This window comes from Streptomyces sp. HUAS 15-9 (assembly GCF_025642155.1).
GTDB lineage: Bacteria > Actinomycetota > Actinomycetes > Streptomycetales > Streptomycetaceae > Streptomyces.
The window spans coordinates 1,460,495-1,472,556 of the sequence record NZ_CP106798.1 but is presented as its reverse complement, the minus strand read 5'-3'; the positions used below and the strand labels follow the sequence as shown (position 1 = coordinate 1,472,556).

13 protein-coding genes are annotated in these 12,062 nt (G+C 71.7%); 4 read left to right on the top strand and 9 right to left on the bottom strand.

Annotated elements, in window-relative coordinates:
• Positions 1-25 precede the first annotated feature (25 nt).
• The 5 genes from N8I87_RS06685 to modA are packed head-to-tail and all read right to left on the bottom strand — an operon-like array spanning position 26 to position 3,416.
• Positions 26-445, bottom strand: a complete 420-nt coding sequence (locus tag N8I87_RS06685; RefSeq protein WP_263206368.1) for a TOBE domain-containing protein — start codon at positions 443-445, stop codon at positions 26-28.
• Positions 446-473: 28 nt separating this feature from the next.
• A complete protein-coding gene (locus N8I87_RS06680) occupies positions 474-1,565 on the bottom strand; it encodes an ABC transporter ATP-binding protein (RefSeq protein WP_263206367.1) in 1,092 nt (363 codons plus the stop codon).
• Complete coding sequence (locus N8I87_RS06675) at positions 1,562-1,708, bottom strand: hypothetical protein (RefSeq protein WP_263206365.1); 147 nt, start codon at positions 1,706-1,708, stop codon at positions 1,562-1,564. The genes N8I87_RS06680 and N8I87_RS06675 overlap by 4 nt, the downstream gene beginning before the upstream one ends.
• Before the next feature lie 23 nt (positions 1,709-1,731).
• Entirely contained in the window at positions 1,732-2,592 is an 861-nt protein-coding gene (locus tag N8I87_RS06670) for an ABC transporter permease (protein WP_263206363.1), read from the bottom strand.
• A complete protein-coding gene (gene modA, locus N8I87_RS06665; RefSeq protein ID WP_263206362.1) occupies positions 2,589-3,416 on the bottom strand; it encodes a molybdate ABC transporter substrate-binding protein in 828 nt (275 codons plus the stop codon). The genes N8I87_RS06670 and modA overlap by 4 nt, the downstream gene beginning before the upstream one ends.
• A gap of 207 nt (positions 3,417-3,623) precedes the next feature.
• On the opposite strand from modA, the gene N8I87_RS06660 reads away from it, so the two are divergent.
• Positions 3,624-4,130, top strand: a complete 507-nt coding sequence (locus tag N8I87_RS06660; RefSeq protein ID WP_263206360.1) for a molybdopterin-dependent oxidoreductase — start codon at positions 3,624-3,626, stop codon at positions 4,128-4,130.
• A 19-nt stretch (positions 4,131-4,149) separates the two neighbouring features.
• Here the strand turns inward: N8I87_RS06660 and N8I87_RS06655 are convergent, their stop codons facing one another.
• A complete protein-coding gene (locus tag N8I87_RS06655) occupies positions 4,150-4,545 on the bottom strand; it encodes a TOBE domain-containing protein (RefSeq protein ID WP_263206359.1) in 396 nt (131 codons plus the stop codon).
• A 117-nt stretch (positions 4,546-4,662) separates the two neighbouring features.
• Here N8I87_RS06655 and N8I87_RS06650 point away from each other — a divergent pair, with 117 nt between their 5' ends.
• Positions 4,663-5,247 (top strand): DUF1707 SHOCT-like domain-containing protein, encoded by a 585-nt coding sequence (locus N8I87_RS06650; protein ID WP_263206357.1) that lies wholly within the window; start codon positions 4,663-4,665, stop codon positions 5,245-5,247.
• Here the strand turns inward: N8I87_RS06650 and N8I87_RS06645 are convergent.
• Both N8I87_RS06645 and N8I87_RS06640 read right to left on the bottom strand, forming a co-directional pair.
• Positions 5,240-5,758 carry a hypothetical protein gene (locus tag N8I87_RS06645; protein ID WP_263206356.1) on the bottom strand — a complete coding sequence of 173 codons (519 nt, stop codon included), beginning with the start codon at positions 5,756-5,758 and terminating at the stop codon, positions 5,240-5,242. The two genes, N8I87_RS06650 and N8I87_RS06645, sit on opposite strands and share 8 nt — an antisense overlap.
• Positions 5,759-5,915: 157 nt before the next feature.
• Positions 5,916-7,874, bottom strand: coding sequence for an APC family permease (locus N8I87_RS06640; RefSeq protein ID WP_263206354.1), 1,959 nt, complete (start codon positions 7,872-7,874; stop codon positions 5,916-5,918).
• A gap of 720 nt (positions 7,875-8,594) precedes the next feature.
• On the opposite strand from N8I87_RS06640, the gene N8I87_RS06635 reads away from it, so the two are divergent.
• Both N8I87_RS06635 and N8I87_RS44290 read left to right on the top strand, forming a co-directional pair.
• Complete coding sequence (locus N8I87_RS06635) at positions 8,595-10,463, top strand: NAD-binding protein (protein ID WP_263206352.1); 1,869 nt, start codon at positions 8,595-8,597, stop codon at positions 10,461-10,463.
• Between the two features lie 826 nt (positions 10,464-11,289).
• On the top strand, positions 11,290-11,745 hold the full coding sequence (locus N8I87_RS44290) for a hypothetical protein (RefSeq protein WP_411577200.1): 456 nt from the start codon (positions 11,290-11,292) through the stop codon (positions 11,743-11,745).
• Between the two features lie 9 nt (positions 11,746-11,754).
• On the opposite strand, the gene N8I87_RS06620 is transcribed toward N8I87_RS44290, so the two are convergent.
• Positions 11,755-11,961, bottom strand: a complete 207-nt coding sequence (locus N8I87_RS06620) for a DUF5999 family protein (RefSeq protein ID WP_263206350.1) — start codon at positions 11,959-11,961, stop codon at positions 11,755-11,757.
• Positions 11,962-12,062: the final 101 nt, after the last annotated feature.

Below are 12,062 nucleotides of genomic sequence, written 5' to 3'. Positions count from 1 at the left end.
GCATGTCACGCGGTCCCTTCGTGGGTCACGCGGTGGCCACGGACACCTCGGTCGCCTTGATCAGTGCGACGACGGGGGACCCGGCCGTCAGGGCGAGGTCGGCGACGGCGTCCCTGGTGACCGCGGCGGTCAGGGCACCGCCGTCGAAGGACAGCTTGACCGAGGCCATCGCGCTGCCGGTGGCGATGTCGGTGACCGTGCCCGCGAGCTGGTTGCGGATCGACACTCCCTCGACCGGGCGGGTGGCGAGGGCGACCTCGGTCGACTTCACCAGGGCCCGTACGGCGGAGCCCGGGGCGAGGCCGAGTTCGTGCACGGCCTCCAGGGTGATCGCCGCGGTGAGTGCCTGGCCGCCGGCGAGACGGATCCCCACAGTGGCCATGGCCTCGCCGGGGGTGATGGCGGTGACGGTGCCCGGGAGTTGATTGCGGATGCTCAGTGTCATGGGCACCCACCGTAGGGCTCCCGGTGGCTTATGCCGGGTATGCGTGGGTCTGCGTCGCCTTGATCGTTGCCCAGACCGCTGCGCCCGGGTGGAGGTCGAGTTCGGTGGCGGCGACCGTGGTGAGGTCGGCGGCGAGCGGGAGGTCGCCGGTGAGGTCGGCGCGGATCTGGTCGCCGTGGGTCTCCAGACCGGCGACCTCGCAGCGCCACAGGTTGCGGGCGCTGGATCCGGTGGGGCGGTCCCGGTAGAGGGTGACGGCACCGGGCGGGAACGCCACGAAGACCGATCCGGTGAGGTCCTCCGTGGTCGTGATGGCGGGACCGGCGTCCAGGCGGACCGTGTGGCCGTCGGCGGTGCCCTTGTAGAGGTTCAGACCGACCAGCTGCGCGATGTAGTCCGTGCGCGGACGGCGGGCGATGTCGGCGGGGGAGCCCTCCTGAACCACACGGCCGTGCTCGATCACGACGAGCCGGTCGGCGAGCACCATCGCGTCCAGCGGATCGTGGGTCACCAGAACGGCGACCGCCTCGAAGTCGGCCAGATGGCGGCGGAGTTGGGCGCGCACCTCCAGGCGGGTGCGGGCGTCGAGGGCGGCGAGCGGCTCGTCCAGGAGCAGCAGCCGGGGGTGGGTGGCCAGGGCGCGGGCCAGGGCGACGCGCTGTGCCTGGCCGCCGGAGAGGCGGCGGGGCTTGGCACCGGCGTGCTCGGCCAGGCCCATGCGCTTGAGCCAGGCGGCGGCCTGCGCGCGGGCCTCGGCCTTGGTCGCGCCCTGGCAGCGCGGGCCGAAGGCCACGTTGTCCAGGGCCGACAGATGGGGGAAGAGCAGATAGTCCTGGAAGACGACGCCGACCGGACGGGACTCCGGGGGCGTACGGTCCAGCGAGGTGCCGTCCAGCCGCAGATGCCCGCCCGTGAGCCGGACGAGACCGGCGAGCGCCCGCAGGGCCGTGGTCTTGCCGGCGCCGTTCGGACCCAGCAGCGCGACCACGTCGCCCGGGGCGGCGGCCAGCGTCACGTCGAGGCGGAAGGAACCCCGGTCGACGACGAGCCGTGCGTCGAGCCCGTCACCGCGGACGCCTTCGGTGACGAGGCCGGCGGCGGTGTCGTCGATGTCGGTCATGGGGCGCACATCCAGGGGTCGAGCGGATTGACGGCCGTCCGTCGGGTGCGGCGCGGCGCGGCGTCGGACGTGTTCGTACGGGGGCTGGGGCCGGTGGGAGCCGTACTGGTGCCGCTTGCGGCCGTGGTGGTGCGTTCGGACACGATCGTACGGCGGTCTGTGTGGATCACGACGTCGTCAGCCAGCGGTCGCGCAGTCCCGCCAGGACCGCGATCGACACGGTCAGCAGCACCAGGCTGAGGGCGATGGCCGCCTCCGGGTCGTTCTGCAGGGCGAGGTAGACGGCCAGCGGCATGGTCTGGGTGCGGCCGGGGAAGTTGCCCGCGAAGGTGATGGTGGCGCCGAACTCACCGAGCGCGCGTGCCCAGGCCAGGACGGAGCCCGCGGCGATGCCGGGGGCGATCAGGGGCAGGGTGACGCGGCGGAACGCGGTGAAGCGGGAGGCACCCAGGGTGGTGGCCGCCTCCTCGAAGCGCGGGTCGGCGGCGCGCAGCGTGCCCTCGACGCTGATCACGAGGAACGGCATCGCGACGAAGGCCTCCGCGACCACGACCCCCGCCGTGGTGAACGGCAGCGTGATCCCGAACCAGGAGTCCAGCCACTGGCCGACGATGCCGTTGCGACCGAGCCCGAGGAGCAGGGCCACACCGCCCACCACCGGGGGGAGGACCAGGGGCAGGGTCACCAGGGCCCGTACGAAGCCACGTCCCGGGAACTCCGTGCGGGCCAGCAGCCAGGCCAGCGGCACGCCCAGGATCAGGCTCACCGCGGTTGCCGCGGTTGCGCTGATCAGGGAGAGCTGGAGCGCCTGCCACACCTCGGGGCTGGTGAGCTGGTCCGGAATGCTGCTCCAGGGGGCCCGGACGAGCAGGGCGACGAGGGGGAGCAGCAGGAACGCCAGGGCCAGCACGCCGGGGAGCAGCAGCGGCAGCGGCACTCCGCGGCCGGTGCCGCCCGTACGGCCGCGCCGGCGCTGCGGCCCACCCGTCAGGGTGTCCGCGGCGCCGGTCTTGTCCAGTGGGGTCACGGCTTGAGGAAGCCGGCCGCGGACAGGACCTTCTGGCCCTCGGCGGACTGGACGAGCGCGATGAACTCCTTGGCCGCCGCCGCGTTGTCGGCGTTCTTCAGCAGGGCGATCGGATAGTCGTTGATGGCCTTGGCCGACTCGGGGAACTCCACGCCCTCCACCTTGTCACCCGCCGCCTTCACATCGGTCTTGTAGACCACCGCGGCGTCGGCCTCCTTCAGCACCACCTTGTTGAGGGCGGACTTGACGTCCTCCTCGTAGGAGACGGGCGTGAGCTTCAGGCTGCTGGCGTCCAGGGCCTTGTGCGCGGCGGCGCCGCACGGCACCGACTTGTCGCACAGGACGACCTTGAGGTCGGACTTGGTGAGGTCCTTGAGGGAGGCGACCTTGTCGGGGTTGCCCGGCAGGGTGGCGATCTCCAGCTGGTTGCGGACGAAGGTGGCGGGCGCGGTGGCCGCGTCCTTCTTGTCCGTCACGATCGCCATGGTCTTGGGGCTGGCGGCGGCGAAGACGTCGGCGGGGGCGCCGGAGGTGATGCTGGCGGCGAGGGTGTCGCTGCCGCCGAAGTTGAAGCTGACCTTGGTGCCCGGGTGCTGCTTCTCGAACTCCTCGCCCAGGGTCGTGAAGCTCTCCTTGAGTGAGGCGGCTGCGAAGACGGTGACCGTGCCGGACAGCTTGGGTGAGGCGGACGTCGAGGTGTCCGACTTGGCCGACGAGCCGGAGGAGTCGTCGGAGGAGGAGCAGGCGCTCAGGGCTATCAGGGCTGCGACTCCTGCACCGGTCGCCTGCAGCGTCCGCCGGGTCCGGCGCGCGGAACGGGTCATCACGATCTACACCTCTGTTCTTTCGGGAAAAGCGGTCGCGCCCTTCCACGGCCGCCGATCGACGGCCGTGCGGCGATAATACGCCGCATATGCAAGGTTCAGGACGCCTCTTGCATCGCATGAGCTGGGATCATCGCGACGTGTGGTAGGCATATGCGTTTGTATACGGGGTCTGGCAGGGTACGGTCATGCGGGAGGTGGTCGTACATGGCGTCCGCGGAACTCACCGTCACCGGTGACCTGGCCCGGCCGGCCCGACTGACCGTGCCCGACCTGCACCTGTGGCCGCAGCACCAGGTGCGGGTCAGCTTCGAGTGCGCGACGAGCGGGATGCAGCACCACCGGTTCACCGGTCCGCGGCTGTACGACGTCCTGGCCGATGCGGGGCCCGAGTTCGACCCGGTCCGGCGCAAGGACCGGCTGCGCTTCCTCATCGCCGTCAGCGGTACGGACGGCCATCACGCCCTGCTGTCCTGGGCCGAGATCGACCCCGATTTCGCCCATGCGCCGGTTCTGCTCGCCGTCAGCATCGACGACACCCCGCTGGACGCGGCCGGACCTCAACTGGTGCTTCCCCAGGACCGGTGCGGGGGCCGGCACATCAGCGGCATCGACGCGATACGGGTGGACGGGGGCTACCGCCGCTGGGGGTCGGCGCCGGTCGTACCCGGCCGCGCGCCGGAGTCGGTGTCGGCTTCGGCGTCGGCTTCGTGAGGCGGGCGCCCGCCGCTCTTCAGACGCGGTCGATGTGTACGTTCGTCGACTTCACGCGGGCCGTGGCCTCCATGCCGACCTCCAGGCCCAGTTCCTCGACGGCCTCCCGGGTCAGCAGGGAGACGAGTCGGTGCGGGCCCGCCTGGATCTCCACCTGGGCCGCGACGTCGCCGAGCTTGATCGCGGTGACGATCCCGGGGAAGGCGTTGCGGGCCGAGGTGTACGGGGCGTCTTCCTCGGTCGCTCCCGTCCTGGCGAGTTCGACCGAGAACGCGGCCAGGTCCCTGCCGTCGATGAGCCGTCGTCCGGCCTCGTCGCGGTGGGTGGTCATCCGGCCGGCGTCGGCCCATCGGCGGGCGGTGTCCGGGCTCACGCCGAGCAGCCGTGCCGCCTGGCCGATCGTGTAGGACTGCATGCGGATCACGATAAGGCTACGGGCGGGAACCGCGGACGTGGGGTTGGCCGTTGGGTATAACGCGATATGGCGTTAGTTCGCGTGGGTGCGTCCGTACGGTCTGATCGGGGTGAGGGAATGTCGGCTGAGCTCGTGCGCGGCAGGGGTGCGTCGCCCGAGGTGCGGGCCTCGCACGCGGACCGGGACCGGGTGGTGGACGTACTGACCGTCGCCGCCGGGGACGGCAGACTCACCGCCGAGGAGCACGACGAGCGAGTGGAGGCAGCCCTGTCCGCCCGGACGCTGGGCGAGCTGGCCGCCCTGACGGCGGACCTGCCCGATGCGGCGGAGCCCGTCCCGGTCAAGGACGTCGTCCGCATCGAACAACAGGGCGGCTCTGCCTCCCGCGGCGACGACTGGGTGGTGCCGCGGCGGATGGAGGTCGAGTCGGCCTGGGGCGATGTGACGCTCGACTTCACCCGGGCGGTCATCGCGCACGACACCCTGCGCATCGACCTGGACATGCGCGGCGGCACGCTGCGGCTGGTGACCCGGCCGGGCGTCGTCGTGGACACCGACTCCCTGGCGCTCGGCTACGCCAAGGTCAAGACGCGTCCGGCCGGTGACCCGGGGACGCCGGCCGTCCTGCGCGTGGAGGTGTGCGGCCGTATGAGCTACGGCCGGGTCGTGGCGCGTCCACCGCGCAGGGGATGGGTCAGATGAGCCCCGACGCCTCGAGGACCGCCCGCGCGGTCGAGTCGTCTATCTCGTGGCCCAGCCGTTCCAGTACGTCTGTGCCCTCGCGGAGCGTGCCGCGCTGCAGTGAGCGGCGTACGCCTGTGTCCAACTCGTGCCAGATGAGGGGGTTGGCGACAAGGACGCGCGGGTCGACCTCCAGTCGGTGGCCGTGGGTGTCCCGCAGGACCAGGTGCGAGGAGACGCCGCCGTACTGCCGTACGGCCACCAGGGCATCGGTGTGGACCGTTTGCCGCCGTGCGAGACCGTGCACCGACAGTCGGCCGGGGCCGGCGGTGACGCAATGCGGCAGCAGAACGCAGAACGCCGCGGCGGACAGGGCGATCCACAACAGGGCCCGCGGGCAGGTCAGGGTGCCCGCGTCCCAGTCGACCAGCAGGGCCATGCCGAGGAAGGCGAGGGCGCAGCCCAGAGCGAACCGGGCGCTGCCGCGCCAGTGGCGGTCGCCGGTCGGGCTCGGACGTCCGCTCCGTAGCATGAGTCGACGCTATGGTCCCGGGCGGGCCGGGACTGGGGTCGCTGACGGAGCCCTGACGCGGTCGGGCCGGATCTTGACGCGATCCTGACGGCCGGGCGGATGGGATCCCGACGGCCGGGCGGGTGGGCCGGGCCGTCGGGATCCACCGTCGTCCGACTCAGCCGGTGTGGACGCGCGGGCGCAGTGCGCGGTTGGGCTCCGCCTCGCGCAGCACCTCACGGGTGACCGGGGCGACCTCGCCCTGGCCGAAGAGGAAGAAGCGCAGGAAGTTGGCGAAGGGGTTGCCCTCGGTCCACTCGAAGTAGATGTGCGGGGTGCAGCCCGTCGAGTCGCGGACATGGAGGAGCAGTGCCGCCAGGGCGTTGGGGATGGAGGAGGACTCCAGGGTCAGGACGCGGTAGCGGTTGTGGAGCACCTCGCCGCGTACGGTCAGGCCCGCCTCGAACTCGGAGGGGTCGGTGACCGTCACCTCGACGAAGACGAAGTCCTCGTGCTCCGGGAACTCGTTGTCCTCCCGGATCTGCTCGATCTTGTCCCGGTACTCGGCCTTGTCCCGCCGGTCGGGCTCATTGGCGATGAACCGCATCTTGCGGCTGGCCATGTCCCGGACGAATCGTTCCGCCATGCTGTCCAGCTCGACATGGGTGACGCGGAGCTCGAAGGCCCGCGCCAGCCGGGACAGCAGCGAGACCAGGATGATGCCGGCGATGAAGCAGGCACCGATCTTCACACCGTCCGGACGCTCGATGACGTTCACGACGGTCGTGTACAGGAACACCGCGGAGATCACCGCGAAGGCGATCGACCAGTTCCGCTGCCCGGCCTTGCGCGTGGCGATCGTCACCGCGATCGCCGCGGAGCTGATCAGCACCAGCACACCGGTGGCGTAGGCACCGCCCTGCGCGTCGACGTCGGCGTCGAAGATCCAGGTGACCAGGAAGGCGATCAGGGTGAAGACGATGACCATGGGGCGCACGGCGCGCGCCCAGTGCGGGGCCATGCCGTAGCGGGGCAGATAGCGCGGCATCAGGTTGAGCAGGCCCGCCATCGCGGAGGCACCGGCGAACCAGAGGATCGCGATGGTCGAGGCGTCGTACACCGTGCCGAAGGCGTTGCCGAGGTACTCGTGCGCGAGGTAGGCCAGCGCGCGGCCGTTGGCCTGGCCGCCGGACTTGAACTCGTTCTCCGGGATGAGCAGCGTGGTGATGAAGCTGGTGGTGATCAGGAAGCCGCTCATGATCACGGCGGCGGTGGTCAGCAGCTTCTTGGTGTCCCGGATCCGGCCGGTCGGCCGCTCCTCGGTGTCGCTGGGGTCGCCCTCGACGTGGGGCATGACGGCGACGCCGGTCTCGAAGCCGGACAGGCCCAGCGCGAGTTTCGGGAAGACGATCAGGGCCAGCCCGATCATGACGAAGATGTTCCCGTGCTCGGCGGTCAGGGCGGTCGTCCAGTCGGTGACCACGTGGCCGGCGGTGGCGACGTGCCACAGACCGACGATCACGACGACGAGGTTCAGCGCCAGGTAGACGCCGACCAGCGCGACCGCGACGCCGATCGCCTCCAGGAAGCCCTTGAGGAAGACCGCGCCCAGCAGCGCCACGAGGACCAGCGTGATCACCATCTGCCGGCCGTGCAGGACGTTGGTCAGATGCGGGTTCTCCACCAGGTGGGTGGAGGCGTCGGCGGCCGACAGGGTGATGGTGATCAGGAAGTCGGTGGCGGCGAAGCCGAGCAGCGTCAGGACGAACAGCTTGCCCTGCCAGAAGGACAGCAGCCGCTCCAGCATGGCGATGGAGCCCTCGCCGTGCGGGCTCTCCTCGGCCACCCGCCGGTAGACCGGCAGCGCGCCGGCCAGGGTGACTATGACCAGCACGATCGTGGCGATCGGCGACAGCAGGCCGGCCGCCAGGGCCGCGATGCCCGGCTGGTAGCCGAGGGTGGAGAAGTAGTCCACACCGGTCAGGCACATGACCCGCCACCAGCGCTGGCCCTTGTGAGCCGGCTCCGGTGCGGCCTCGGCTCCGCCGTGCTGGCCTGCCCCCTTGCCCATGTCGGACAGGCCCTCCAGCATCCAGGCCCGTAGGCGACTGGGCGGAGGGTGTTCGGTCGTGGCCATCAGCCTGCTCCTTGTGCGGCTCAGCGTGTTTCCGGCCATCACGCGGACGGCGGCACCAGCGTATGCAGAGCGTGACGCGTGGGCCCACGGATGAGGGGGCCGTGGGCGTCAATCTTGCGTTAAGAATCGACTGGCGGGCGGTGGTCGCGCAGCAAGAGGCGGAGGCCGGGACGCGGTCGTCCGGCATTGGACTGCATGGGGGAGGGCCGGCCGCCGTGTGGGGGACGGACACCGAGCGTCATCGCATGCACCGGCCCTTCGGCGGTCGAGATGTCCGGTGGCGACCTCAGCACCCGCGTTCCCTTTCCGGTACGGATGCGTCTCATGCGCCGATCCGCTCGCAGGCGACCGGGCTGGCGGCCGCCGTCCAGGCATGCCCGGCGGCGGGGCGACGGCAGGAAGCGCGTGGGCGTGCGATACGGCTGCCCGGTCGCCTGCGAGCGGCGCGAGGAAACCTCCGGGCCGAGCGGGACGACGTATCCGGTGCACGGCGCGGCGACCGCCCGTGTGGCCGCTCGGCGGCCGATGCCGGTGGGTCGTCGCCCGTCCCGGTGGCCGACGGCCCGCGCCGAACGGCAGGGTCGCTGTTGGCATGTTCTTGACGCATTCTTGGGGCCGGTGCCGTGCCCGGCCGGAACCGGCCCCGTGACCCGCGCCGTTCAGCCTGATGTGACATCGACCCTCCCCATACACACGGAGCCCGGACAGCGAGCGCAGCACATGGTGATCTGCGGCGACGACGGACTCGCCCACCGGCTCGCCCTCGAACTGGACGCCGTGTGCGGCGAGATCGTCACCGTCGTGCTGCCCTCCGGGAGCGACGAGCACGGCGCGGGGATCGCCGCGCTGCACCGCGACCCGGACTCCCCGGTCGAACTGCTCGTCTCCGCCCGGCCCGACGAGCGGACCCTGCGGGCCGCGGGCGTCGAGCGTGCCGCCGCGCTCGCCCTCACCTACCGCGACGACCAGGTCAACATGACCGCCGCCCTGCTGGCCCGCACCATCAACCCCGCCGTACGGCTCGTGGTCCGCATGTTCGACCGTGAGCGCGGCCGGCACCTGGAGCGGCTGCTCGACCGTGCGGCGGGACTGTGCGACGACCCGGCGCAGGACACCTCCACCACGGTGCTCTCCGACGCCGACACCGCGGTGCCCGAACTGGTCGCGGCCGCCGCCGTGGGGCACGGTCACACCCTCCAGGTCGAGGGCAAGGTCTTCCGCGGTGTCGTACGGCCCGCGGGGACGCCGCCGCACCCCACCGACCTGGCCGCTCTCGCCGTACTGTCCGGCGCTCACCAGGACGACCCGGCGAGCCAGGACAGCGCGGAGACGTCCGGCGAGGAGGGCACCCTGCTGCTGCCGGACGCGCGGACCGCCGATCACAGGCAGCTCACGCACGGCCGGCTGATGCTGGAGGAGGTCGTCCACCGCACCCCCGAACGGGCGGCCGGTACCCGGCGCCGCCGCCTGCGCAGCTGGCTGCGGGCGCGGCTCGCGCATCTGCCGTGGAAGGTCTTCCTCTCTCATCAACTCACCTCCGTCTACGGGTCGTTGGCGGCTGTCGTGGTGGCGCTCGCGACCGCCACCGCGCTCTTCGCGGACGAGCACCCGTGGTGGAAGAACGTCTATCTGCCGCTGCTGGACATCTTCACCATGGGCGACCCGGCCACCGAGGAGTCGGTCGCCCGCCGCGTGCTCCAGCTGATCGCCGGATTCGTGGGCCTGGCCGTGCTCCCGCTCGTCGTCGCCGCGACCATGAACGCCACGGAGGCCTTCCGTACCGCCTCCGCGAGCCATCCGCCCGACGACGACGTGAACGGCCACATCGTCCTGGTCGGGCTCGGCATGGTCGGCACCCGGGTACTGGACCGGCTGCGCAGCACCGGCCACCAGGTGGTGGCGATCGAGCGAGACCCACGGGCGCGCGGCATTTCGCTCGCCCGCGAACTCGGCATCCCGCTCGTCCTGGAGGACGCCGCCGTGCCAGGCGTGCTCGACCTGGCCCGCGTCAAAGACAGCCGGTCACTGCTCGTCCTCACCCGCGACGACGGCCAGAACCTCGACATCGTGATGGCGGTCCGGGAGACCAACCCCGGCGTACGGGTGGTGATGCGGCTGTACGACGACGACTTCGCCGCGACCGTGCAGCGCACCCTGCGCGCCTCCTATCCGGACGCGCTCACCCGCAGCCGAAGCGTCTCCGCGCTGGCCGCGCCCTCCTTCGCCGCCGCGATGATGGGCCGCCATGTGCTGGGCGTGATGCCCGTGGAGCGGGGCTCGCTGCTGTTCACCTGCGTGGATGTGGCCGGGCACCCCGAACTGGAGGGGCGGTCCGTGCACCAGGCGTTCCGGGAGAACGAGTGGCGGGTGCTGGCCGTGGGGGCGGCCGCCGGGCCGGTGCCGTCGTCCGCCACGGACACCCTCACCGCACTCCGCCCGGACCACCAAGACCGCCCCGGCTTCGACTGGCGCCCCGCGCAGGGTCGGGTGCTGCGGGTGGGCGAGCGGGTGGTTCTGGCGACCACGCGGCGTGGCCTGGACATCCTGATGACGGGGGTGCGGCCGCATCCGGCGGGGCGGCGGGGGTGAGGAGCGTCGGCGCCGGGCCTGTTCCAGCCCGGACACCCTGAACACACTCAGTGCCGTCTCCCGCTCGATCCGCTCCGAGACGCGGTGCAGCCCGGTCGTCCCGCACAGCAGGGTCCCGGACCGCTCGGACGTCCGGGCGTCCGCGTCGAGGCGGTACCAGAGGTCGGGGTTGCCCACCAGGACCTGGGGATCGATCTCGACCCGGTCGCCGAAGGCGTCCCGCAGGACGAGGCGCCGGGAGACGCCGTCCAGACAGCGCACGGACACCAGCACGTCGGTGCGCACCCGCCGGGTGCGCACCAGACGGCGGGAGGCGAGTCGGCCTTCGCCCGCCGAGACCCGGGCCGGGCACAGGACCAGGAACAGCACCAGCGCGACCCACACGGTGCCGCGCCACCAGGTGAGCTCGCCCGTGCCCCAGTCGATCAGGAACAGCATGCCGAGCAGCACGCCGGAGCGGCGGACCGAGCCGTACAGATCCTCGGCCCAGCTGCGGTCGTACGGCACACGGTGCTCCATGTGCCCGAGCGTAGGGACTCCGGGAGCCGGCAGAACGCTGCTGCGGCCCGCCTTGACGCGACTCTGACGAGCGTTCCTCCCTTCTTGACGCCGGCGCGGCCAGGCCGGGGCGTTGCCCGCGTCACACGCCCGTCAAGAGCACGACAAGGTCGCGGGGTTCGGCGCGAAGAACACGCAAGGAGCCGCCGGGGGGCCGGATCGGGACAGAACCTTGGTGCACCGCGCGGGGCCCTCCGCTCGCGGCCGTTCAGCCTCCAGTGCCGCGGCCGTTCGTCCCGTCTCGTCTCGTCCCAAGGAGCATCCACCCATGTCCGTACTGACCGTCGAACCGGGCGCCGTCCCCGCCGGCGAGGAGCCACCCGATACCGGCGAGCGGCACCGTCTGACCGCCGTCACCGGTCTTGCCGCGCTGTCGCTGGACGCGATGGCCTCGGTGGCGTACGGCCCCGAGGCGATCGTGCTGGCGCTGGTGGTCGCGGGGACCGGGGCGCTGACGGCCACGCTGCCGATCGTCCAGCGCGGCCTGCTGCTGGCGACCGTGCTGTGGGCCCGTACCGATGTGGTGGTGTGCATGCTCCCGTACCGCCTGAGTGTCCGAGGCGTCCCGACTGGTTCGCGTACCGCCGCACCGGGCCGGCGCACTCGACCGACTACGAAGAGTAGTCGCCCTCGGACACGCGTCGGGGCCGGTGCGCACCAAGGGCGTGCGAGCCGGCCCCTCATGTCGCCGGGCGGAGCGGCGGACCGCCCGGGGTGGTGCTGAAGGTGGTACTCAGGCGGCCGTCATCACCACGTCGGCACCCAGCGGGCGGTGCGGGGCGATGATCTGGCCGTCCGGCAGGAGCTCACCGGTGTCCTCGAAGAGCAGAACGCCGTTGCACAGCAGGCTCCATCCCTGCTCCGGGTGGTGCGCCACGAGTCGGGCGGACTCCCGGTCGGCGGATTCGGCTGTCGGGCACGGCGGCTGGTGCTGGCACATTGATGGGATCTTTCGCTGTGTCGTGGTCATGTTCGTCCCCCGTTGCGATTAAGTCGGTCGGAACCCAGTGTTGCTCTCCGGGCGTCAATCCGCAGGGATTT